Here is a 22899-nt window from a genome sequence, read left to right as displayed (position 1 = left end):
GCCGGCCGTCTCCGGCGTGACCGGCCCCGGCGGGATGCTGCCGACCACCGGCGCGGGCGCCGGCCTCGGCGCCGCGGGTGCGACCGACGGCTCGGCGTTCACCGCCGTCCTCGGGAACATCGACCAGCTCCAGCAGCTGCAGTCGACGTCGCAGGGGCTCGCCGTGCAGGCGGTCACCGGTGACCTCGACGACGTCCACGACTACACGATCGCCGCGGCGCGCTCCTCGCTCGCGCTCGAGCTCACCGCGGCCGTGCGCAACAAGGCCGTCGACGCGTTCACCGAGATCATGAGGATGCAGGCCTGATGCCCGCACAGGTGCAGGACGCCCTCGGCCGGCTGACGTCGGTACTGCGCGCGTTCACGATCGCGCAGCGCACGTTCGCCCTCATCGGGATCGGCGCGCTCGTGCTCGGCGTGGTCGCGCTGTCGAGCTGGATGTCGCGGCCGTCGATGGTCCCGCTGTTCTCCGGCCTGTCCGGTGCGGACGCGAGCGCCGTCGTCGACGAGCTCACCTCCGCCGGCGTCGGCTACGAGCTGGCCGACGGCGGCGCCACGGTGCTCGTGCCGACCGCAGCGGTGTACGAGCAGCGCGTGCGGCTCGCCGCGGCGGGCCTGCCCGCGGACGCCGACGGTGCCGGGTACTCGCTGCTCGACGAGATGCCGATGACGGCCTCGGAGTTCCAGCAGGAGACGACCTACCGCCGTGCCCTCGAGGGCGAGCTGTCCCGCACGGTCTCCGCGATCGAGGGCGTCGAGGCCGCGACCGTGCGGCTCGCGATCCCCGAGGAGACGGTCTTCGTCGCCGAGCGCGGCGCCCCGACCGCCTCCGTCTTCGTGCGTACGCGCACCGGCGTGCAGCTCTCCACCGACCAGGTGCGGGCGATCACGCACCTCGTCTCGGCCGGGGTCGACGGCATGGCGCCGCTCGACGTCGCCGTCGTCGACGCCTCGGGCACGGTGCTCTCGGCGGTCGGCGAGGAGGGTTCCGGCGGGTCCGAGGACTCGCTCGCGGCCGAGCACGAGAACCGGGTGGGCGGCGCCGTGCAGACGATGCTCGACCGGCTCGTCGGCGTCGGCGGGGCGACCGTCGCCGTCACCGCGGAGGTCGACCACACCGAGACCGAGCGGACGACCGAGGAGTTCTCCGCCACGCCGGACACCCCCCCGCTCGGCTCCTCGACGACGACCGAGGAGTACACCGGCGGCGCCGCGGCGGGCGCCGGCGGCACCGGGGTGCTCGGCCCGGACAACATCGCCGTGCCGAACGACGACGGCGGCGGCTCCTACAGTGCCACCAGCGAGGACGTCACCAACGCGGTGAACAAGAGCACCGAGGTGACGCGCTCCGGCCCCGGCGCCCTGCAGCGCCAGTCGGTGTCCGTGCTCGTCGACCAGACCGCCGCCGCCGCCATCGACATGGGCGCCCTGCGCGACGCGGTGGCCGCGGCCGCCGGCATCGACGCCGAGCGGGGCGACACCCTCTCGGTGCAGCGCATGCCGTTCGATACGACGACGGCCGAGGCCGCCGCCGAGGCGCTCGCGGTGGCCGACGAGCAGGCCGCCGCGGTCGCGCAGCGCGACCTCGTGCGCGACCTCGCGGTGGCCGCCGCGATCGCGGCCGTCGTGATCGCCGTGCTCGTCGCGGTCGGCCGGCGCTCACGGCGTGCCCGGCGCGAGGCGCTCGACCTCGGGGAGCTCGAGGCCGCCCGTGCCGCCGCGATGCCGCTCACGCTGCTCGACGGCGCGTTGGCCGACGAGGACGACCTGCCCGTGCTCCCGCCGCCACCGGCCGCGCCGGACCCGGCCGAGGTGCGCCGGGCCGAGGTCGCCGCCCTCGCCGACGAGCAGCCCGAGCAGGTCGCCGAGCTGCTCCGCGGCTGGATGGCAGGTGCCCGGCCATGAACCTGTCCGGACGGCAGAAGGCCGCGCTGCTCCTCGTGCAGCTGGGGCGGGAACGGGCGGCGCGCGTCATGGAGCACCTCGACGTCGCCGAGGTCGAGGAGCTCACCGGCGAGATCATGCGCCTCGAGCGGGTCGACCAGCGGCTCGCGGACGAGGTCGTCGACGAGTTCTGCGCCGTGGCGCAGCTCGGCCCGGGGCTTGGCGGCGGCGTCGGGTTCGCCCAGCAGGTGCTCGAGGCGTCCCTCGGCAAGGACCAGGCCGCGGGGATGCTCGAGCGGCTGCAGGCGTCGATGGCCGGGCACTCCTTCGACTTCCTCCAGCAGGCCGATGCCCGGCAGGTCGTCTCGCTCCTCGACGGCGAGCACCCGCAGACCATCGCCCTGGTGCTCGCGCACCTGCGCCCCGAGCACGCGTCCGCGATCCTCGCGGGTCTGCCGAACGACCTGCGCGCCGACGTCGCACACCGGATCGCCCTCATGGAGCGCGCGTCCCCGGACGTCGTCGCGGTCGTCGCCGAGAGCCTGCACCGCAAGGCCTCGGCGGTGCTCGCGCCGCGTGAGCTCGCGGCCGTCGGCGGTGTGCAGCCGCTCGTCGAGATCATCAACCGCGCCGACCCGACGACGGAGCGGGCGATCCTCGAGGGGCTCACCGAGCGCGACGAGGCGCTCGCCGAGCAGGTCCGCAGCCTCATGTTCGTCTTCGCCGACGTCGTGCTGCTCGAGGACCGTGCCGTGCAGCTGGTGCTGCGCCAGGTCGAGACCGGCACGTTGTCGCAGGCGCTCAAGGGCGCCGGGCCCGAGGTACGCGAGAAGGTCCTGCGCAACATGTCCGAGCGGGCGCGCGAGAACCTCCTCGAGGAGATCGAGATGCTCGGCCCGGTGCGGCTGTCCCAGGTCGAGGAGGCGCGTGCCGCGATCGTCCAGGTCATCCGTGGCCTGGAGGAGAGCGGGCAGATCGTCGTGCGGCGCGAGGGCGAGGACGAGCTCGTTGCCTGACGTCGACCTCGCCCCGGGGGTGACCACCTGGACGCCCGGCCCGGGCGTGCTGCGCCCGGCGGACTTCGCGCGCCTCGGCGGGCAGGCCCGCCCGGATGCCGCCGCGCACGGCGCCGGCTGGGCCGCGGGCTACGCCGCGGCCGCCCGGCACGCCGCCCGGCAGGCCGCCGTGGACGCCGCGGTCGAGGCCGAGCGGGTGCGGGCCGAGCAGGAGCGGGCCGAGCAGCGCCGCGCGCAGGAGCACGCCGCGGCGCTCGCGGCGCTCGAGACCGCCGCCCGCGCGGTCCGCGCCCGGGAGGAGCCGGTCGTCGAGCACCTGCTCGACACGGTGCGGCACGCCGCCCTCGAGCTCGCGCAGGTGCTGCTCGGTGCCGAGCTCTCCGACGCGTCCGCACGCGCCCGGGCGGCGCTCGACCGCGTGCTCGCCGTGCCCGACCTGCCCGCCGATCTCGTCGTGCGCCTGCACCCGCAGGACCTCGACGCGCTGCCGGAGCGCCCCGACGGGCTCGCGCTCGTCGCCGACCCCGCCCTGGAGCCCGGGGACGCCGTCGCCGAGCACGCCGACGGCAGCGTCGACGCGCGCCTGCGCAGCGCGCTCGACCGGGTCCGCGCCGCCTGGGGGGAGGCGTGAGCACCGCCCTGGCGACACCCGCCCTCGCGACGTCCGCCGACCCGCGCTGGGAGGCCGTCCGGCGCGCCGCGCGGCCCGAGCGCGTCGGGCGGGTGCGTGCCGCCGTCGGGCTCTCGCTCGAGACCGTCGGCACCGGGGCGGCGGTGGGCGAGCTCGTCACCGTCGGCGAGGGTGCGGACGCCGTGCCCGCCGAGGTCGTCGCGACGAGCGGCGGCACGGCTCGCTGCATGCCGCTCGGGCCGGCGCACGGGATGCGCGCCGGTCTGCCGGTCCGCGCGCACGGCACCGGCCTGCGGGTGCCCGTCGGCCCCGGCCTGCTCGGGCGGGTGCTCGACGGGCTGGGCCGGCCGATCGACGGCCGCGGCCCGCTGGACGCGCAGGCGCGCGTGCCGCTCGACCGCGCCGCGCCGCACCCGCTCGACCGCGCCCGCGTGGACGCGCCGCTGCCGCTCGGAGTGCGGGTCCTCGACACGCTCGTCAGCGCGGGACGTGGCCAGCGCCTCGGGCTGTTCGCCGGCTCGGGCGTCGGCAAGTCGAGCCTCCTGTCGATGGTGGCACGCGGCACCGACGCCGAGGTGTCGGTCATCGCGCTCGTCGGCGAGCGCGGCCGTGAGGTGCGCGAGTTCCTCGAGGACGACCTCGGCCCGGAGGGGCTCGCACGCTCCGTCGTCGTCGTCGCGACGTCCGACCAGCCGCCGCTCGTGCGGCTGCGGTCGGCGTTCGTCGCCACGCGCATCGCCGAGCACCTGCGCGACGAGGGCCGGCACGCCGTGCTCATGATGGACTCCCTCACCCGCGTCGCGATGGCGCAGCGGGAGATCGGGCTGTCCGTCGGGGAGCCGCCCGCGACGCGCGGGTACCCGCCGAGCACGTTCGCGCTGCTCGCGCAGCTCCTCGAGCGCGCCGGCACCGGGCCGACGGGGTCCGTGACGGGCCTGTACACGGTGCTCGTCGACGGCGACGACCACAACGAGCCGGTCGCGGACGCGGCCCGGTCGATCCTCGACGGGCACGTCGTCCTCGACCGCCGCCTCGCGGTCGCCGGGCACTTCCCGTCCGTCGACGCGCTCGCGTCGGTGTCGCGCGTCGCGTCGCACGTGTGCACCCCGCAGCAGCGGGCGGACGCCGCACGCCTGCGGGCCGTCATGGCGGCCCGCCGGCAGGCGCAGGACCTGCTGGACGTCGGCGCGTACGTCTCCGGGTCGAACCCGCTCGTCGACACGGCGGTGACGCACGCCGGCGCGATCGACGCCTTCCTGCGCCAGGGCATGGACGAGCGAGCGGCCGCCGCCGACTCGTGGGACCGGCTGCACGCGCTCGTGCAGCAGATGGGGGAGCAGCGATGAGCCGACCGTTCCCGCTCGCGGGCCTGCTGCGGGTGCGCGCGCTCGCGGAGGACACCGCCGCGGCCGAGCTGGCGGCGGCCCGCCGCGAGGAGGACGCCGCCCGCCGCCGCGCCGCCTGCACCGCGGAGATGCTCGGCTCGTCCCGACCGCCGGGGGAGGCCGAGCTGTCCGCCTGGAAGGCGGCGGTCGCTGCCCGGGTCGCGCTGTCCTCCCTGCTCACCGAGGACGTCGCCGAGGTGCGGGACGCCGAGGAGGAGACCGGGCGCCGACAGGACGAGTGGACGCGGGCACGGGTCCGCACCCGTGCCGTCGAGCGGCTGCGCGACAAGCACGACGAGGAGCAGCGCGCCGAGGACGAGCGCGCCGAGCAGGCCGCGATCGACGAGGTGGCCGCTCGCCGTCCGCCGACCACCGCACTGGGCGAGGAGGGCGCATGACCGCCGCCGTCACGACCCTGCCGGCCGTCGCCCGGCCGGTCCCCAGGGGCGCACCCGCGGCCACGGGCCCGGCCGGCGCGTTCGAGCAGGCGCTCGCCGCCGAGCTCGGCACCGGCCGGCCGGGTGCCGACCGGACCGAGGCGGCCCGGCCGGGTGCCGACCGGACGACCCCCGCCGGGCGGGCTGCCGTCGACGGGGCGGGCCCCGACGGGCAGCTGCCGACGGAGGAGGACGCCGCGACGGCGCAGGACGCGTCGGCCGTGGCCGTGCCGGTCGGCCTGCTGCCGACGGCCCCCGCACCGGCACCGGCCACGGGCCCCGCCGCCACGGTGCCGTCCGTGACCGCCACCGAGGGTGGTGCGCCGGGTGGCTCGCCCGTCGCGCCCGCCGCGGCGCCGTCGTCCACGCCGGACGGCGTGCCGGTCGCGGCGGCCCCGCCGGTGCCCCCGGCCGGCACGCAGGGCGGCGTCACGCAGCCGGCGACCCCGCCCGCACCCCAGGGCACCGCAGACCAGGGCACCGCAGACCAGGGCACCGCACCCGAGGGCACCGCACCCGCGGACGGTCCCGCGCGCCCGGCGACCACGGCCGGCCGGCCGACCGGCCCGGGCGCCGCGCTGCCGGCGGACCCGGTCGCGACCGCGCCGCCCGCGGTGCCGTCGGCCGAGATCGGGTCCCGCACCGGCGCCGAGGGCACCCCCGCCCCGGTCGTCACGGCTCCCGGGGGCCCGGCCTCCCCGGCGGCCGCAGCACCGGCCCCCGCACCGGCCCTCGCACCCCAGCGCCCTGCCGCCGCACCGTCCGTGCCCGTCGCCGAGCAGCTCGGGGCGCGGCTGCGCACCGTCGGCTCGCTCGGCACCGGCCGTCACGTGCTGTCGGTGCCGCTCGACCCCGAGCACCTCGGGCCGGTCCGGGTCGTCGCGCACATCACCGGCGACGTCGTGCGCCTCGAGCTCGTCGGGGCGAGCGAGGTCACCCGGGACCTGCTGCGGGCCGGCCTGGCCGACCTGCGCCGGGACCTCCAGGCGTCCGGCCTGCAGGCCGAGATCGGGCTGCAGCGCGGCGACGCCCGCAGCGGGCAGGACACCGGCGGGACCGCCCGCGACGGCGGGCCCGGCACCCACCACGACGGTCCCGGGCACCCGTCCGACGGGCCGGCGGCCGCTCCCGCGGCACCCGCCGTCCCCGACCCCACGACCACCGCGCGCCGCGGCGCGCTCGACCTCGTCGTCTGACGCGGAGGCCCCATGAGCATCGACACGTCGTACGCCGTCTCCGGGACGGCACGCACCCCCGAGCCCGTCGCCGCCGCGGCGGGCGACACCCTCGACAAGCAGGCGTTCCTCCAGCTCCTCGTCGCGCAGCTGCGCTACCAGGACCCGACGAGCCCGATGGACACCTCGCAGCTCATGGCGCAGACCACGCAGCTGACGACGATGGAGCGGCTCGTCGAGCTCTCCGACACCCAGCGCGAGGCGTTCGCGCTGCAGATGCGCTCCTCCGCAGCGGCCCTCGTGGGGCACGAGGTGCGCTGGGCGGACGCCGACGGCGTCGCCCACCACGGCGTCGTCAGCTCGGTGACCTACACCGGCGCGGTGCCGACCGTCCGCGTCGGCGAGACCGACGTGCCGCTCGACGCGATCGCCGCCGTCACCGCACCACGCACCACCGCGCCCGACCCCGCGCCCGACACCGCGCCCGACACCGCGCCCGACACCGCGCCCGACACCGCCGCCTGACGCGGACCACCCGAAGGGAACCCCACCATGCTCCGCTCGCTCTTCTCCGGCATCAGCGGTCTGCGTAGCCACCAGACCATGCTCGACGTCACCGGCAACAACATCGCCAACGTCAACACCACGGGCTTCAAGTCCTCGCAGGTGCAGTTCCAGGACACCCTCAGCCAGATGCTCCTGGGCGCCGGCGGCGCGCAGGACGGCGTCGGTGGCACCAACCCCGCGCAGGTCGGCCTCGGCGTGCGCGTCGCGGGCGTGACGACGAACTTCACGCAGGGTGCGGTGCAGTCCACCGGCCGCAGCACCGACATGATGATCCAGGGCGACGGTTTCTTCGTCGTCCGCAAGGGCGCCGAGACGTTCTACACCCGCGCCGGGTCCTTCGACTTCGACGCCACCGGCCAGATGGTGCTCCCCGGTGACGGCGCGCTCGTGCAGGGGTGGGCCGCCGTGAACGGCGTCGTCGACACCACCGGGCCGCTCACCGACCTGCAGGTCCCGGCCGGCACGACGATGGCCGCGGTGCCCTCCACGACGTCCGACATCAAGGGCAACCTCGACGCCGCGGCCGCGGTCGGTACGACGCGCACCCTCACCGAGAAGCTCTACGACGAGATCGGCAACGAGCGCACCCTGACGACGACGTTCACCAAGGACGCGGCCGGCTGGACCGTGACGGCCACGGACGGCACCGGGACCTTCGGACCGGAGCCCGTCGTCTTCGGCGCCGACGGGAAGATCACCGGCCCCGTCCAGCCGACGGTCGGCGGCATCACCCTCGAGCTCGGCACCCTCACCGGGTACGCCGGCCTCGACACCGTGCAGTCCGGCGGACAGGACGGCCAGGCCGCCGGCACCCTGCTGTCCTTCTCGCTCGGCGCGGACGGCACCATCACCGGCGCGTTCAGCAACGGGCTCAAGCAGACCATCGGCCGCATCGCCCTCGGCTCCTTCACCAACCCCGCGGGGCTGGAGAAGGCCGGCGGCTCGCTCTACCGCACGAGCGTGAACTCCGGCGGCGCGCAGCTCGGTACCGCGGGCACCGGTGGTCGCGGGACGCTCGCCGGCAGCGCGCTCGAGATGTCGAACGTCGACCTGTCGAGCGAGTTCACGAGCCTCATCGTCGCCCAGCGCGGGTTCCAGGCGAACTCGCGCATCATCACGACGTCCGACGAGGTGCTCAACGAGCTGGTCAACCTCAAGCGCTGAGCATGGAGCAGATCTCAGCGATCGTGGCACGCGTCGCGCAGCTCCAGCAGCTCGTCGCGCCGACCCCGGCCGTGGTGGCACGCCCTGCCACGGCCGGGACGTCGACGTCGTTCGCCGACGCGCTCGCCGGCGCGGTGGCGGCGGTCGCCGTCGACACCTCGCCGTCGTCGGTGCGCCGCGTCAACGGCGACCCGCTGCCCCAGGGGCTCGCCCGCTACGAGAACGGCCGGATCCCCGCCGACGCGCTGTCGCCCGTCGGTGACACCGGGCACCGGCTGTGGCAGCCGGCCGCCGAGGCGCTCACGCGGCTCGTCGCCGACGCGCGCGCCCAGGGCGTCACCATCGGCATCACCGACTCGTACCGCACGTACGAGACGCAGGCCGACCTCGTGCGGCGCAAGGGCCTGTACTCGCAGGGCGGGCTCGCGGCCGCGCCCGGCACGTCGGACCACGGCTGGGCCCTCGCGACGGACCTGCGCCTCGACGACCAGGCGCAGGCGTGGATGCGTGCCAACGCCGCCCGCTACGGGTTCGCCGAGGACACCCCGCGCGAACCGTGGCACTGGGCGTTCCAGACCTGAGCACTCTCGCCGCGACCTCTCAGCGCCGGCCGCGAGCTGCCGATGAGATACCTGCACCCCACGGACGGGGTGTACGCGGCCGAGCGCCGCACGACAGCAGTGACCAGGGACGGGATGATGCAGTGATCGTCGTGACGCGCCTGAGCGGTGGGAGGTTCGGGGTCAACCCCGACCTCATCCAGCGGGTCGACAGTGCACCCGACACGATCCTCACCCTCGTCGACGGGACCAAGCTCATCGTCCGCGAGTCCATCGACGAGGTCATCGCGCTCGTCCACGAGCAGCGGGCCGGCCTGCTGGCCCGCGCCCGGGAGATCGAGCGCCGGGGCCCCGTCCAGCTCGTCCCGGACGACACGCCCGACGAGGGGCCGACACCGCCTCCGGTGCCGCTGCGCCCGAGGAACCGCTGATGGACCCGGCAGGGATCATCGGCGTCGTCATCGCCTTCGGGGCGATCTTCGTCGCGATGACGCTCGAGGGCGCCGACCCGATGTCGATCGTGCTGCCGGCGCCGCTCATCCTCGTGTGGCTCGGCACCATCGGTGTCGGTCTCGCGGGCAACACCCTGCGGGACGCCGCCGCCGCGTACGCCGCGGTGCCGCGGGCGCTGCGGGCCCGTGCCCCGAGGCCGGGCGCGCACGTCGACACCGTCGTGCGGCTCGCCGAGCGCGCCCGCCGCGAGGGGCTGCTCTCGCTCGAGGACGAGGCCCGCAAGATCGAGGACCCGTTCCTGCGCGAGGGCCTGCAGGCCGCGATCGACGGCACGGACCCCGAGGACCTGCGGATGATCCTCGAGGACCGCATCGCCACGAAGCGCACGGCCGACCGCGTGAGCGCGCGCTACTTCATCGACATGGGTGGCTACGCGCCGACCATCGGCATCATCGGCACCGTCATCTCGCTCGTCCACGTGCTCGAGAACCTCTCGGAGCCCGCGACGCTCGGCCACTCCATCGCCTCGGCCTTCGTCGCGACCCTGTGGGGCATCGCGTCCGCGAACGTCGTGTGGCTGCCGCTCGGCGCGCGCATCCGGCGCATCTCCGACCTCGAGTGCCAGCAGATGGAGGTGACGCTCGAGGGCCTGCTCGCCGTCCAGGCCGGAGCCAACCCGCGCCTCGTGAGCGAGCGGCTGCGCAGCCTCGTGCCCAGCGACGGCAAGCAGCCCGACAGCGGCAAGGAAGCGGCGTGAGCGCGCGCGGCCGGCGCCGGCGCCGGCACGTCGAGCCCGACGAGTACGTCAACCACGAGCGCTGGCTCGTCAGCTACTCGGACATGATCACCGTGCTCATGGCGCTGTTCATCGTCCTGTTCGCCATCAGCCAGGTCGACCAGGAGAAGTACATCGCGCTGCGCGAGTCGCTCGCGGCGGGCTTCGGCGACGGGCAGGTCGTCGTCACCGCGTCCGTGCTCGACGGCACCGCCGGCATCCTCGACGGCGGCCCGAAGGGCCCTGACGACGGCCGCTTCGAGGGCACCGCGGGGCTCGTCGACGCCGACGACGGCCTCGGCACGCAGGGCGCCGTGCCGCGAGCGTCCGAGACGGTCGACCCGGCGCTGGTCGCCGCGGCCCGCGAGGAGGTCACGCACCTCCAGCAGGTGCGCGAGGCGATCCTCGGCGGGCTGCGCTCCCAGGGACTCGAGGGCGTCGTGCAGTTCCGCATCGACGACCGGGGGCTCGTGCTCGGCCTCGTCGCCGACGACGTCTTCTTCGGCCCGGCGAGCGCGGCCCTCACCGACACCGCGCAGCGGGTGCTCGACGTGGCCGCCCCCACGCTCGTCGGCCTCAGCGAGCAGCTCGCCGTCGAGGGGCACGCGAACGTGCTGCCCGTGGGCGGCCGCTACGCGACGAACTGGGAGCTCTCGGCGGACCGTGCGACGCGGGTGCTGCGCCACCTCGTCGAGTCCGACGGGCTGCCCCCGGGCCGGATCTCGGCCGTCGGCTACGGCGACGCGCGCCCGGTCGCGCCGGGGATGGACGAGGAGTCCCTGGCGATGAACCGCCGCGTCGACCTCGTCGTCCTCAGCGACGCGCCCGAGCGCGTGCGCGAGCTCATCCCCGTGGTGGTCACCTCGTGACCGTCACCCACCGACCGCACCCGGAGGTGTGAGGTGCCCGTCGAGCAGCGAGTCGTGTCCCGCCAGAAGATCGGCGCCCGCGCCGCCACCGCGCCGCCGCCGCCGGCACCCACCGAGCCGGAGCCCGCGCGCCCGCGCCGTCGCCGCCGGGCGGCGCTCCTCGTCGCGGTCGCCGTCGTCCTGCTGGCGGCCGCGGTCGCCGCAGGGTGGTTCCTCTACGGGCGCGGCGCGGGGGCCTCCGTCCCGGAGCCCACCGCCGAGCCCGGTGAGGTCGCCCACGTCGAGGCGATCTCGGTCAACCTCGCCGACGGCCACTACCTGCGCCTCGGGCTCGGGCTGCAGCTGACGGCCGACGCGCACGGCGCGCCCGACCCGGCTCCCGCGCTCGACGCCGCCATCGCGCTCTTCTCCGGCCGGACGATCGCCGAGGTCCAGGACCCGGTGGCGCGTGACGCGCTCACGGCCGAGCTCGTCACGGTGCTGCAGGAGACGTACGACGGCGAGGTGATGGACGTCTACCTGACGAACTACGTCACGCAGTGACGTGACCCGGGCGGCGCCACGCGGGGCGCCGCCGGCGTCGTGCGGTCCGGCGGGCGCAGGAGTTCTTCTCACGTCCGCACGCTCCCGGCCGATGGGGGGTGCGTGACGCCGTCCCCGCCCGCCGCGCCCGCCCGCCGGCGCAACGCCGCACCGGAGCCGTACGACTTCCGACGGCCGCTCACGCTGTCGCGCGAGCACGCCCGGCACCTGTCGATGGCGCTGCAGCGGTTCGCGCGGCTGTGGGGCACCCAGCTGACGACCCGGCTGCGCGCCCTCGTCCAGGTGTCCTTCGAGGACGTCACGCTGCAGACCTACGACGACCACGTCGCGAGCCTGCCGACCCCGACCGGGCTGTTCGTGTGCGCGGGGGAGCGGGGGCGTGGCACCGCGCTGCTCCAGGTGCCGGTGCCGACGACGCTCGTGTGGGTCGACTACCTCTTCGGGGGCACGGGCCTGGGCGACGACCGCGAGGGCCGCGAGCTCACCGAGATCGAGACGTCCGTCGTGCGCGACCTGCTCGGCCACGCGCTCGCGGACCTGTCGTACACGTTCGCCCCGATCATGGCGCTCGAGCTGTCGGTGCGCTCGATCCAGTACAACCCGCAGTTCGTGCAGGCCGTCGCGGCGACCGACGCCGTGGTCGTCGCCCGTTTCACGATCCGCATCGGTGAGGACCGCAGCGACGTCGCCACGCTCATGCTCCCCGCCGAGCCCGTGCTCGCCGCGCTGCGCACCGACCGGGCGCCGGACGGCGCCGGGCCGGACTCCCGCGAGAGCCTCGCGCAGGCGCACGCCGCCCTCGAGCGCGCGGTGCTCGAGGTGCCCGTCGAGGTCGCCGTGCGGTTCACCCCGCGCATCAGCCACCCCCGTGACGTCGTCGACCTCCAGGTCGGCGACGTGCTGCCGCTGTCCCACCCGGCGAGCCGCCCGCTCGAGGTCGTCGTCGACGACGTCGTGCTCGCGCACGCCGCCGCCGGCACGCACGGGTCCCGCATCGCCTGCCAGGTCCTGAGCGTCGAGGAGAACCACCCATGAGCACCACAGTCGACGTCGCCGCGGCAGCCGCCGCTGCCGCACGGCTCGTCCCCGCAGCCGTCCCGCTGTACGCCGCACCCGGCGCCGCCGCGCCGGACCCGGGGGCCACGGCCGTCGCGGCCCGGGTCGTCGGCGAACGGGTCACCGAGGTCGCGCTCGTGGTCGGCCCCCTCGTCGCCGCGGCGCTCGCCGAGGCCGGCGGCGGCGTCCTCGAGCCGACGGACGCGCTGCGCCCGGCGCTGCAGGCCGCCGTCGAGGCCGTCGGCGGAGGCGTCCTCGAGCCCGCCCGCCTCACGACCGCCGCGGCCGTCACCGGCGCCGGCGCCCAGGTGCTCGCCCTCGACGGCGGCGGGGCCACGCAGGCGTGGCTCGCCGTGCGCCCGGCCGCGGCACCCGCCCCGCGCCCGGCGGTGGCGGTGGCGGAGCAGCGCGGCGCCGCGCTGCGCGCCCTGTACGACGTCGAGCTCACCCTCACCGCCGAGCTCGGGCGCACCCGTCTGCCGCTGCGCCAGGTCCTCGACCTCACGCCCGGCACCGTGCTCGAGCTCGACCGGGCCGCCGGCGGCCCCGCCGACGTCGTCGTCAACGGCCGGGTCGTCGCCCGCGGTGAGGTCGTCGTCGTCGACGAGGACTTCGCCATCCGCGTCACCGAGATCGTCAGCCCGGCGGACGCAGGCTGATGGACGAGCTGCTGCTCGTCGGCCGCGTGCTGCTCTCGCTCGCATGCGTCGTCGGGCTCGTGTGGTACCTCGCGCGGCGTTTCGGCGCCGCGCGTCCCGCACGTGACGACCGTGAGCCGAGCGTGCGGGTCGTCGACAGGCAGCAGCTCTCGCGGACCGCCGGGGTCGCCGTCGTCGCGGTCGGCAGCCGGCGGCTGCTCGTCGGGTTCGGCGAGCAGCAGGTGACGATGCTCACCGAGCTGCGCCCGGTCGCCGAGGCGGCCGCGCCCCTGCCCGCGGCGGCGCACGCGTCCGCCGCCGACCCGGCGGGACCGGCCGCTGCCGCGCCCGGCCCGGTCGGTGTCACGTCCGGGCCGCTCGCCGGCTCCGTGCTCTCCCCGGCGACGTGGCGGGCGACCCTGCGGGTGCTGCAGGACCGCACGGTGCGGCGATGACCCACGCCGGCCTGCTCGGCGCCGCGCCCCGGCCCGCCCTCACCGGCGCCGCCCGCACCGGCACCGTCGGCTCCGGCACCCGCCGGGTCGCGCTCGCTCTCGCCCTGGCGCTGCTCTTCGTCGTGCTGCTGCAGGTCGTCCTCGCCGCCCCCGCGCACGCCACCGTCGGCCCGACCCCACCCACCCCGCCCGCCGGTGACGGCGCCGAGGTGAGCGTGAGCATCAACGGGATCAACGGCACCCCGAGCAGCTCGGTCGTCGTGCTGCTCGGCATCACGCTGCTGTCGGTCGCGCCCTCGCTCCTGCTGCTGACGACGAGCTTCACGAAGATCCTCGTCGTGCTCTCCCTCACCCGGAACGCGCTCGGGCTGCAGGGGGTGCCGCCCAACCAGGTGCTCGCCGGGATCGCGCTGTTCCTCTCGCTGTTCGTCATGGCCCCGGTCATCGGGGCGGTGAACGACCTCGGCGTGCAGCCCTACCTCGACGGGTCGCTCACCTTCACGGACGCCGTCGAGGCCGGCCAGGTGCCGCTGCGGGAGTTCATGCTCTCCCACACCCGCCAGGAGGACCTCGCGCTGCTCACCCGGGCCGCCGACCAGCCCGACCCGCAGACCCACGCCGACGTGTCCTTCAGCGTGCTCGCACCGGCGTTCCTGCTCTCGGAGCTGCGGGCCGCGTTCATCATGGGCTTCGTCATCTTCGTGCCGTTCCTCGTCATCGACCTCGTCGTCTCCGCCGCGCTCATGGCGATGGGCATGATGATGCTCCCGCCGACCATGGTCTCCCTGCCGTTCAAGCTGCTGCTGTTCGTGCTCGTCGACGGCTGGGGTCTGGTCGTCACCGCGCTCGTCGGCTCGTACACCGGGGGCGGGTAGTGGACACCAACGCCGTCCTCGACATCGCCCTCGACTCGCTCGTGCTGGCGGCCAAGCTCGCCGCCCCGGTGCTCGTCAGCGCGCTCGTCGTGGGGTTCACCGTCTCCCTCGTGCAGTCGGTCACGCAGATCCAGGAGATCACGCTGTCGTTCGTGCCCAAGGCGCTCGCTGCCGCGAGCGCGCTGCTGGTGTGCGGGCACTGGATGATCACCGAGCTCGTCACCTTCACGCACGAGCTGTACGCCCGCATCCCCGCGCTGCTGGCCGGGTGAGCCGGGCCGATGGACCCCGCCGCCGTCACCCTGCCGCTCGCCACGGTCGAGACCACGCTGCTCGCCTCGGTGCGGATCATCGCGTTCCTCGTCGTGGCGCCGCCGTTCGCGCAGCGCGCGATCCCGGGGACGGTGAAGGTCGCGCTCGGCACCGGGCTGGCGATGGCGGTGACGCCTCGCCTGCCGCAGGTCGAGGCCGACAGCACCGCGACCTTCGTCGGTGACCTCGTGCTCCAGGCGCTCGTCGGTGCGGCCAGCGGCTTCCTCGTCTACCTCGTGCTCGCCGCCGTGCAGTCCGCCGGCTCGCTCGTCGACGTCTTCGGCGGGTTCCAGATCGCGGCGGCCTACGACCCGATGAGCATGACGAACAGCGCGCAGTTCAGCCGGCTCTACCAGATGCTCGCGACCGCGCTGCTCTTCGCCTCCGACGGCTACCAGGTGGTCGTGGCCGGGCTCGTGCGCACCTTCGACGCGCTGCCGGTCGGCGTGATGTTCTCCACCGCGTCGTACGGCCGCTCGGTCACGGACGGGCTGACGGACATGTTCGTCGGCGCGCTGCAGATCGCCGGCCCCCTGCTCGTCGTCCTCTTCCTCGCCGACGTCGGGCTCGGCCTGCTCACCCGGGTGTCGCCGGCGCTCAACGCGTTCGCGCTCGGCTTCCCGCTGAAGATCCTCCTCACCCTCACGCTCGCCGGGTTCGCGCTGCTCGCGCTGCCGGCCGTGCTCTCCGCGTTCGCGGACGACGTCGCGCGGGACCTGCCGGCGGTGCTGCGGTGAGCGGCGCAGGCAGCGGCGAGCGCAGCGAGAAGGCGACCCCGCAGCGGCTCAAGGACGTGCGCCGCAAGGGGCAGCTGGGCCGGTCGCAGGACCTGTCGGCGTGGGTGGGGCTCGGGGCCGCGGCGGTCATGCTGCCCGGGGTCCTCGAGCGTGCCCAGGGTGCGGCGCTCGACCAGATGGCGCAGGTGAGGCACGTCGCGGTGACCGCCGACCCCGCCCAGGCCGTGGAGGTGCTGCGCGCCGGCATCTCGTCGGCCGTGTCGACGCTCACCCCGATGTTCCTCGTGCTCGTCCTCACCACCGTCGTCGTCGCGGTGGCGCAGGGCGGAGTCCACGCGCGCAGCATGAAGCCGCGCTTCGACCACCTCAAGCCTGCCGCCGCCGCCAAGCGGTTCGTCGGGCCGCAGGCCCTGTGGCAGGGCACGAAGACCTTCCTCAAGACCCTCGCCGTCGCCGGCGTGCTCTACGCCGGCGTGCAGGCCATGGTGCCGACCCTCATGGCCTCGGGGCACCTCACGCTGTCCGCGCTGCTGTCCGCCGCCGGCGACGGCACGTCCACCCTCCTGCGCGGCGGCATCGCCGCCGGCATCGGCTTCGCCGTCCTCGACCTCGTCGTCGTCATGCGGCGCAACCGCAAGTCGACGCGGATGACGAAGCAGGAGCTCAAGGAGGACAACAAGCGCACCGAGGGTGACCCGCTGGTCAAGGGCGCGATCCGCTCCCGGCAGGCCCGCATGAGCCGCAACCGGATGATGGCCGAGGTCGCGGGCGCCGACGTCGTCCTCGTCAACCCCACGCACGTCGCCGTCGCGCTGCGGTACGAGCCCGGCTCCGGCGCGCCCCGCGTCGTCGCCAAGGGCGCCGGCGCCGTGGCCGCCCGCATCCGCGAGCTCGCGGCCGAGCACCGCGTGCCGCTCGTCGAGGACGTGCCGCTGGCACGCGCCCTGCACGGCGCCTGCGACGTCGGCCAGGAGATCCCCGAGCACCTCTTCACCGCCGTCGCGCGCGTCCTCGCGTTCGTCATGGCGCTGCGCCGCCGCGGTGCGAGCGCCGGCCACCACCGTCTTCCCACCGGTCCGGCCCTGCCGGCCGGTACCCCGTCCCGACCTCGCCGGCCGCGTGCCGGCGCCACCAGGAGCTGACCGTGAAGAGCCGTTCCGTCGCCCACCTCGCGGTGCCCGTCGGGGTCGTCGGCATCGTCCTGCTGCTCGTCGTCCCGCTGCCGCCGCAGCTGCTCGACGTGCTCATCGTCGTCAACATCACCGGCTCGCTCGTCGTGCTGCTGACGAGCATGTACGTGCGCAAGCCACTCGACTTCTCGGTGTTCCCCTCGCTCATCCTCGTGCTCACGCTGTTCCGGCTGGGGATCAACGTCGCGAGCACCCGGCTCGTGCTGCGCGACGGCTACGCCGGGGAGGTCATCGACGCGTTCGGCCACTTCGTCGTCGGCGGCTCGCTCGTCATCGGGCTCGTCATCTTCCTCATCCTCGTCGTCATCCAGTTCGTCGTCATCACCAGCGGCGCCGGCCGCGTCGCCGAGGTGGGCGCCCGGTTCACCCTCGACGCGATGCCCGGCAAGCAGATGGCGATCGACGCCGACCTCAACTCCGGCCTCATCGACGAGGACCAGGCCCGTCGCCGCCGGGCCGAGATCTCCGCCGAGGCCGACTTCTACGGCGCGATGGACGGTGGCTCGAAGTTCGTCAAGGGCGACGCCATCGCGGGCATCGTCATCACGCTCATCAACCTCGTCGGCGGCTTCGCCATCGGGATGCTCGAGATGGGCATGTCCGCGGGGGAGTCGATCGAGCGGTTCTCCCTGCTCACGATCGGCGACGGCCTGGTCACGCAGATCCCCGCGCTGCTGCTGTCGGTGGCCACCGGCATCGTCGTCACCCGGGCCACCGCCGAGGGTGACATGGGCACGGCGGCGGCGACCCAGCTCACGCAGTCGCGCACCGCGCTCACCGTCGCCGGCGGCGCCGCCGTGGTGCTCGCGCTGCTGCCCGGCATGCCGAAGGTGCCGTTCCTCCTCGTCGGTGCGCTCATGCTCGTCGCGGCCCAGCGCGTCGGCGCGGAGCAGAAGGCCGAGGCGCGGGCCGCCGCCGTGCCCGCTGCGGGCGTCGCGCCGCCGGCCACCGACACCCCCGACCAGCTCATCGAGCAGATGCGGGTGCACACCCTCGAGATCCTCCTCGCGCCCGACCTCGTCGACCTCGTCGGCACCGGCCCCGACCAGGACCTGCTCGCCCGCGTGCGGGCGCTGCGCCGCAAGGTCGCGATGGACCTCGGCATCGTCGTGCCGCCGGTGCGGACGCGGGACTCCGTCGACCTGCCGCCGTCGACGTACGTCGTGCGGGTCGCGGGCGTCGAGGTGGGTCGCGGGCAGGCGCCCGCCGGGCGGCTCCTCGCGCTCGGGGACGACCTCGCCGCGCTGCCCGGCCAGCCGGTCAACGAGCCGGTCTTCGGCCTGCCGGGCAAGTGGATCCCCGCCGAGCTGCGCCACCCGGCGGAGATCGCCGGCGCGACCGTCGTCGACCGGGTGTCGGTGCTCGTCACGCACCTGTCGGCGCTCGTCCACGAGCACGCCGCGCGGCTGCTCGGGCGTGAGGACGTCCGGCTGCTCACCGACGGGCTCAAGCAGGTCAACCCGTCGGTCGTCGAGGAGCTCGTGCCGTCCCTGCTCTCCCTCGGGGAGGTGCAGCGCGTCCTGCAGGGGCTGCTCGCCGAGCGCGTCGCCATCCGCGACCTCGGGCGGGTCTACGAGGCCCTCACGCTGCGCGCCCGCGTCTCGACCGACCCCGAGGGGCTCGTCGAGGCGGCCCGCGCCGCGCTCGGGCCGGCGCTCGCCGGACCGTACGTCCAGGACGGTGCGCTGCGCGTCGTCACGCTCGAACCGGTCCTCGAGCACCAGCTCGCCGAAGGGCTGCGGCCCGGCGACCAGGGCACCCAGCTCGTCGTCGACCCCCAGCGTCTCGACGCGGTGCTCACGCAGGTCCGCACCGTGGTGGCACGGGCGGAGGCCGAGGGTCGCGGCGCCGTGCTCGTCTGCTCCCCGGCCATCCGCCCCGCGCTGCGCCGGCTCGTCGCGCTCGCGGACACCCGGCTCACCGTGCTCTCGTACCCCGAGGTCACGGCGGCCGGGGTGCGCGTCGACACCGTCGGGGTGGTGAACGGTGACCACGCGATTGCTGCTTGAGGGCACCGACCTCACCGAGCTCGTCGCCACCGTGCGCGAGCAGTTCGGCCCCACGGCGCGCATCGTCAGCGCCGAGCGGGTGCGCTCCGGCGGGTTCGCGGGCTTCTTCACCACGGAGCACTTCGAGATGATGGTCGACGTGCCGGACGAGGCGGCGCCCCCGCCCCGGGCGTTCGCCCACCACCCACCCGCACCCGCACCGGCGCCGGACGGCGACCTCGACGCGCTGCTCGACGCCGCGGACGCCGCGGACGGTCCGGCCCGCTCCCCGGACGCGGGTGGGGGGAGCACCCAGGTGTCGACGAGCTCGGAGCAGTTCGCGGTGGTGCTCGACCAGGTGAGGTCGCTCGTCGGGCTGCCGGTGCCGGACGTCGTCGTGCCCGCCCGGGCCGACGTCGCGCGGGCCGCGACGCACCCCGTCCCGCCCGCGCCGGCCACCGCAGCGCGGGCCACCGCGGCGCCGGCCACCGCGGCGCCGGCGGACGCGGCGGCGGCGACCGTGCGCAGCCCCGAACCCCCGACGCTGCGGGCCGAGCTCGTCCGCATGGGCGTGCCCGACCGCCTGCTCGGGCCGGGCCCGGTGACGCTCGCCGCCGTCCTGCGGCGGTTGCCGCAGCCGCCCCCGGCGCCGCGCGGCGCCGGTGAGCTGCTCGTCGTCGCCGGCGAGGGCGACGGGCCACGGGCCGTGGTCCGCAGCCTCGCGGTGCGCTGGGCGCTCCCGGACGAGCGCGTGCACGAGCTCGACGCCGCGGCGGTCGTCCCGTTCCCGCGCGACGCCCGTGCGCCGCAGGTCGTCGCGCTGCGGGTCGGACCGAAGCCGCACGACCGCACGCTCGCCGCGCAGGCGCTCGCGCAGCTCGCACCGGACCAGGTGTGGGCCGTGACGGACGCCCGGACCAAGCCGGCCGACGTCGCCGCGTGGGTCGCCGCCGTCGGCGTCCGGCACCGCGTCGACGCGCTGGCCGTGCACGGTCTGCTCGAGACCGCGGCGCCGGGCACGGTGCTCGAGCCCGGCCTGCCCGTGGCCTGGGTCGACGGCGTCCCGGCGTCGCGCCTGGTGTGGGCCGCGGCTCTCGGCCAGGAGCTCGAGCAGGCGCTGGGCTGAGCCGGGCCGTCGCCGGCGTCGTGCCGGACGGGAGGTAGTGTCGCCGCATGCTCGTGCTCACCCGTCGTGTCGGAGAGAGCCTCGTCATCGGGGACGACATCGTCGTCACCGTCCTCGAGGTGCGGTCCGACGGCGTCCGGCTGGGCATCGACGCTCCCCGCCACGTGCGCGTCCACCGTGCGGAGGTGCTCGACGCGGTGCGCGTCGAGAACGTCACCGCCGTGCAGGCCGACGACGACGCCGTCGCCGCCCTGCGTGACCTGGTCCCGCGGTCCGGCCACGGGGCCGCCGCCCCCGACGCGGCAGGTGGGCAGGGCGCACCCGCGCAGGGCTGAGCCCACCGACGTCTCAGTCCTCCCACCGCCGTGCCGATCAGGCACCTGCCGGCGCGCGTGGCCCGGCGGGGGAGGTGGACGTGGACGACGTCGACGAGATCGTCCGCGAGTTCCTGATGGAGTCGCTGGAGAATCTCGACCAGCTCGATCAGGACCTCGTGGCACTCGAGAAGGACCCGACCTCGCGCCCGCTGCTCAGCAGCGTGTTCCGCACGATCCACACCATCAAGGGCACGAGCGGCTTCCTCGCCTTCGCCCGGCTCGAGCGCCTCACGCACGCCGGTGAGAGCCTCCTCGCCGAGCTGCGCGACGGCCGCCGGACCATGGACCAGCGCACGACCGACGTGCTGCTCGCCATGGTCGACCGTGTCCGGTCCGTGCTCGCCGCCGTCGACCGCGACGGCACCGAGGGCGACGTGCCGATCGACGACGTCGTCGCCGCGCTCGAGGGGGTCCTCGCCGCCGCGCCCGCCACCGAGACGCAGGACGTGCCCGCGACCGCCACGGTGCCGGTCGAGCCCGCCGTCGTCCCACCCGCCCCGGCCGTACCGACGCCCCACCCGTCGCCCGAGGCCGGCGCCGAGGCCGGGGTCGAGGCCGCCGAGGAGCCCGGCGCCCAGGTGCGCGCCGCGGAGACCGCGATCCGCGTCGACGTCGACCTCCTCGACGGGCTCATGCGCCAGGTCGGTGAGCTCGTCCTCGCGCGCAACCGCATCACCCGGCTCGCCGCCGACCTCGAGGACCTCGACCTGTCCCGCACGGCCCAGCAGCTCGACCTGGTCGCCGGTGAGCTGCAGGAGGGCGTCATGCGCACGCGCATGCAGCCCATCGAGCACCTGTGGTCGAAGATGCCGCGCGTCGTGCGCGACCTCGCCTCGACGTGCGGGCGCGAGGTCCAGCTCGAGATGTCCGGCGGGGAGACCGAGGTGGACCGCAGCGTCCTCGAGGCGGTCAAGGACCCGCTCACGCACCTCGTGCGCAACGCCGTCGACCACGGCATCGAGCCGCCCGCGTCGCGGGTCGCCGCGGGCAAGCCCGCCACGGGGCGGCTGTCCATGCGCGCCTTCCACAGTGGCGGCCAGGTCGTCGTCGAGGTCGCGGACGACGGCGCGGGCATCGACCCGGCCGTCGTCGGGGCGAAGGCTGTCGAGCGCGGGCTGCGGACCGCCGAGCAGGTCGCCGCCGCCACCCCGGCCGAGCTGCTGCACCTCGTCTTCCTGCCGGGCTTCTCCACCGCGCAGGCCGTGACGAACGTGTCCGGCCGGGGCGTCGGCATGGACGTGGTGCGCACGAAGATCGAGGGCGTCGGCGGCACCGTGGACGTCGAGTCCCAGGTCGGCGAGGGCACCGTCTGGCGCCTGCGGATCCCGCTGACGCTGGCGATCATGCCGGCGCTCACCGTCGAGTGCGACGGTGACGTCTACGCGCTGCCGCAGGTCGACCTGCTCGAGCTCGTCGCCCTCGGCGAGGGCCGTGGCGCGCTCGCCGTCGAGCACGTGCACGGCGCACGCGTCTACCGGCTGCGCGGCGAGCTGCTGCCGCTCGTCGGCCTCTCCGAGGTGCTCGGCACCGGCTCGTGGGACGCCGCCCAGGACGCGGTCGTCGCGGTCGTGCAGGCGCACGAGCACCGCTTCGGGCTCGTCGTCGACCGGGTGCTCCACACCGAGGAGATCGTCGTCAAGGCGCTGTCCGCACGCCTCACCGCGATCGGTCTCTACGCCGGCGCGGCGGTGCTCGGGGACGGCCGGGTGTGCCTCATCGTCGACGTCCAGGCCGTCGCCCGGCGGGCGATGGTCGGGGACGTGGAGGTCACCGCCCCGGCGGCGGACGTCACGGCGGAGGCCGCCGCCAGCCGTCCCGTCCTCGTCGTCACGACGGGCGACGGGCGGCGCGTGGCCCTCCCGACCGACGAGGTCACCCGCCTCGAGCACCTGCGCGCCGACCAGGTCGAGCGCGTCGGAGGGCGGGAGGTCGTCCGGCGACGCGGCGTCATCCTGCCGCTCGCGCGTCTGGACGACGTGCTCGGCGCCGACCCGGGCGACCCGGTCGAGGACATGCTCGTCGTCGTCCTCTCCCGCGGCGGCAGGTCGGCGGGGATCGTCGTCCACCAGGTCCTCGACATCGTCGACGACGTCGAGGACCGGCACGCCGACGTGAGCGACCGGGGCCTCGTCGGCTCGACCGTCATCGGGGAGCACGTCGTCGAGCTGCTCGACGTGCGCACGGCGGTGCTCGCCGCCGACCCGGGCTTCCTCGACGCCGTCGACGCGGCGGAGCCGGCAGGAGCAGAGGCATGAGCAGGTACGTCACCTTCACGCTCGACGAGGCCACCTACGGCATCGACGTGCTGCGCGTCCAGGAGGCGCTCACGGCGCGTCCGCGCACCCGGGTGCCGCTGGCGCCCACGGACGTCGCGGGCCTCGTCAACCTGCGCGGGCAGGTGGTCCTCGCGCTCGACCTGCGCACGCGGCTCGGCCTGCCGCCGCGCGGGGAGCAGGAGCCGATGATGATCGTCGTCCACGTGGACGGGGAGCCGGTGAGCCTGCTCGTCGACGCCGTCGGCGACGTCGTCGACGCCGGCCCCGACTCGTTCGAGGAGCCGCCCGCGACCCTCGACCCCGCACTGCGCGCGCTCGTGCGCGGCGCCCACAAGCTCGAGGACCGGCTGCTGCTCGTCCTCGACGTCGACGCGGCGGTCGCCGGATGAGCCGCGTCCTGCCCCGCGTCC

At 75.6% G+C, this 22899-nt stretch carries 26 protein-coding genes; all 26 read left to right on the top strand.

Annotation, left to right across the window (positions count from 1 at the left end):
• Positions 1 to 34 precede the first annotated feature (34 nt).
• The 26 genes from IR158_RS15720 to IR158_RS15595 all read left to right on the top strand — a co-directional run bounded on the left by IR158_RS15720 (position 35) and on the right by IR158_RS15595 (position 22878).
• Positions 35 to 307, top strand: a complete 273-nt coding sequence (locus tag IR158_RS15720; RefSeq protein WP_291814567.1) for a flagellar hook-basal body complex protein FliE — start codon at positions 35 to 37, stop codon at positions 305 to 307.
• A complete protein-coding gene (gene fliF, locus IR158_RS15715; RefSeq protein ID WP_291814427.1) occupies positions 307 to 1905 on the top strand; it encodes a flagellar basal-body MS-ring/collar protein FliF in 1599 nt (532 codons plus the stop codon). Before IR158_RS15720 ends, fliF begins: the two co-directional genes overlap by 1 nt.
• Positions 1902 to 2900, top strand: coding sequence for a flagellar motor switch protein FliG (fliG, locus tag IR158_RS15710; RefSeq protein WP_291814425.1), 999 nt, complete (start codon positions 1902 to 1904; stop codon positions 2898 to 2900). Before fliF ends, fliG begins: the two co-directional genes overlap by 4 nt.
• Positions 2893 to 3531 carry a FliH/SctL family protein gene (locus tag IR158_RS15705; protein ID WP_291814423.1) on the top strand — a complete coding sequence of 213 codons (639 nt, stop codon included), beginning with the start codon at positions 2893 to 2895 and terminating at the stop codon, positions 3529 to 3531. The genes fliG and IR158_RS15705 overlap by 8 nt, the downstream gene beginning before the upstream one ends.
• A gap of 8 nt (positions 3532 to 3539) precedes the next feature.
• Positions 3540 to 4877 (top strand): FliI/YscN family ATPase, encoded by a 1338-nt coding sequence (locus IR158_RS15700; protein ID WP_291814565.1) that lies wholly within the window; start codon positions 3540 to 3542, stop codon positions 4875 to 4877.
• Positions 4874 to 5314, top strand: coding sequence for a flagellar export protein FliJ (locus tag IR158_RS15695; RefSeq protein WP_291814421.1), 441 nt, complete (start codon positions 4874 to 4876; stop codon positions 5312 to 5314). The genes IR158_RS15700 and IR158_RS15695 overlap by 4 nt, the downstream gene beginning before the upstream one ends.
• The gene (locus IR158_RS15690) at positions 5311 to 6549 is read left to right on the top strand and encodes a flagellar hook-length control protein FliK (RefSeq protein ID WP_291814419.1); all 1239 of its coding nucleotides are present in this window, start codon (positions 5311 to 5313) and stop codon (positions 6547 to 6549) included. The genes IR158_RS15695 and IR158_RS15690 overlap by 4 nt, the downstream gene beginning before the upstream one ends.
• A gap of 12 nt (positions 6550 to 6561) precedes the next feature.
• Entirely contained in the window at positions 6562 to 7053 is a 492-nt protein-coding gene (locus tag IR158_RS15685) for a flagellar hook capping FlgD N-terminal domain-containing protein (protein ID WP_291814417.1), read from the top strand.
• A 27-nt stretch (positions 7054 to 7080) separates the two neighbouring features.
• Positions 7081 to 8259, top strand: coding sequence for a flagellar hook protein FlgE (locus IR158_RS15680; RefSeq protein ID WP_291814415.1), 1179 nt, complete (start codon positions 7081 to 7083; stop codon positions 8257 to 8259).
• Between the two features lie 2 nt (positions 8260 to 8261).
• A complete protein-coding gene (locus IR158_RS15675) occupies positions 8262 to 8840 on the top strand; it encodes a D-alanyl-D-alanine carboxypeptidase family protein (RefSeq protein WP_291814413.1) in 579 nt (192 codons plus the stop codon).
• Between the two features lie 131 nt (positions 8841 to 8971).
• On the top strand, positions 8972 to 9250 hold the full coding sequence (locus IR158_RS15670; protein WP_366928454.1) for a flagellar FlbD family protein: 279 nt from the start codon (positions 8972 to 8974) through the stop codon (positions 9248 to 9250).
• On the top strand, positions 9250 to 10029 hold the full coding sequence (locus tag IR158_RS15665) for a MotA/TolQ/ExbB proton channel family protein (protein WP_291814411.1): 780 nt from the start codon (positions 9250 to 9252) through the stop codon (positions 10027 to 10029). Before IR158_RS15670 ends, IR158_RS15665 begins: the two co-directional genes overlap by 1 nt.
• The gene (locus IR158_RS15660; protein WP_291814408.1) at positions 10026 to 10916 is read left to right on the top strand and encodes a flagellar motor protein MotB; all 891 of its coding nucleotides are present in this window, start codon (positions 10026 to 10028) and stop codon (positions 10914 to 10916) included. The genes IR158_RS15665 and IR158_RS15660 overlap by 4 nt, the downstream gene beginning before the upstream one ends.
• 54 nt (positions 10917 to 10970) lie before the next feature.
• Positions 10971 to 11459, top strand: coding sequence for a flagellar basal body-associated protein FliL (locus tag IR158_RS15655; RefSeq protein ID WP_291814406.1), 489 nt, complete (start codon positions 10971 to 10973; stop codon positions 11457 to 11459).
• A gap of 102 nt (positions 11460 to 11561) precedes the next feature.
• Positions 11562 to 12494, top strand: a complete 933-nt coding sequence (locus tag IR158_RS15650) for a flagellar motor switch protein FliM (RefSeq protein ID WP_291814404.1) — start codon at positions 11562 to 11564, stop codon at positions 12492 to 12494.
• Positions 12491 to 13174: a flagellar motor switch protein FliN gene (gene fliN / locus IR158_RS15645; RefSeq protein ID WP_291814402.1), complete on the top strand. Its 684-nt coding sequence runs from the start codon at positions 12491 to 12493 to the stop codon at positions 13172 to 13174. The genes IR158_RS15650 and fliN overlap by 4 nt, the downstream gene beginning before the upstream one ends.
• Complete coding sequence (locus IR158_RS15640; protein ID WP_291814400.1) at positions 13174 to 13608, top strand: flagellar biosynthetic protein FliO; 435 nt, start codon at positions 13174 to 13176, stop codon at positions 13606 to 13608. Before fliN ends, IR158_RS15640 begins: the two co-directional genes overlap by 1 nt.
• Positions 13605 to 14483: a flagellar type III secretion system pore protein FliP gene (gene fliP / locus IR158_RS15635; protein ID WP_291814398.1), complete on the top strand. Its 879-nt coding sequence runs from the start codon at positions 13605 to 13607 to the stop codon at positions 14481 to 14483. Before IR158_RS15640 ends, fliP begins: the two co-directional genes overlap by 4 nt.
• Entirely contained in the window at positions 14483 to 14755 is a 273-nt protein-coding gene (locus IR158_RS15630; protein WP_291814396.1) for a flagellar biosynthetic protein FliQ, read from the top strand. The genes fliP and IR158_RS15630 overlap by 1 nt, the downstream gene beginning before the upstream one ends.
• A gap of 9 nt (positions 14756 to 14764) precedes the next feature.
• Positions 14765 to 15532 carry a flagellar biosynthetic protein FliR gene (locus IR158_RS15625; protein ID WP_291814395.1) on the top strand — a complete coding sequence of 256 codons (768 nt, stop codon included), beginning with the start codon at positions 14765 to 14767 and terminating at the stop codon, positions 15530 to 15532.
• A complete protein-coding gene (locus IR158_RS15620) occupies positions 15529 to 16674 on the top strand; it encodes an EscU/YscU/HrcU family type III secretion system export apparatus switch protein (protein WP_291814394.1) in 1146 nt (381 codons plus the stop codon). The genes IR158_RS15625 and IR158_RS15620 overlap by 4 nt, the downstream gene beginning before the upstream one ends.
• A gap of 2 nt (positions 16675 to 16676) precedes the next feature.
• Positions 16677 to 18731, top strand: a complete 2055-nt coding sequence (locus IR158_RS15615; RefSeq protein ID WP_291814393.1) for a flagellar biosynthesis protein FlhA — start codon at positions 16677 to 16679, stop codon at positions 18729 to 18731.
• The gene (locus IR158_RS15610) at positions 18709 to 19836 is read left to right on the top strand and encodes a hypothetical protein (RefSeq protein ID WP_291814392.1); all 1128 of its coding nucleotides are present in this window, start codon (positions 18709 to 18711) and stop codon (positions 19834 to 19836) included. Before IR158_RS15615 ends, IR158_RS15610 begins: the two co-directional genes overlap by 23 nt.
• Before the next feature lie 47 nt (positions 19837 to 19883).
• Complete coding sequence (csrA, locus tag IR158_RS15605; RefSeq protein WP_291814390.1) at positions 19884 to 20171, top strand: carbon storage regulator CsrA; 288 nt, start codon at positions 19884 to 19886, stop codon at positions 20169 to 20171.
• 80 nt (positions 20172 to 20251) lie between these two features.
• On the top strand, positions 20252 to 22468 hold the full coding sequence (locus IR158_RS15600; protein WP_291814388.1) for a chemotaxis protein CheW: 2217 nt from the start codon (positions 20252 to 20254) through the stop codon (positions 22466 to 22468).
• Positions 22465 to 22878: a chemotaxis protein CheW gene (locus IR158_RS15595; protein ID WP_291814386.1), complete on the top strand. Its 414-nt coding sequence runs from the start codon at positions 22465 to 22467 to the stop codon at positions 22876 to 22878. Before IR158_RS15600 ends, IR158_RS15595 begins: the two co-directional genes overlap by 4 nt.
• Positions 22879 to 22899: the final 21 nt, after the last annotated feature.

This window comes from Cellulomonas sp., assembly GCF_015234515.1.
Classification (GTDB): domain Bacteria; phylum Actinomycetota; class Actinomycetes; order Actinomycetales; family Cellulomonadaceae; genus Cellulomonas.
This window is presented reverse-complemented; position numbering and strand designations above follow the sequence as displayed.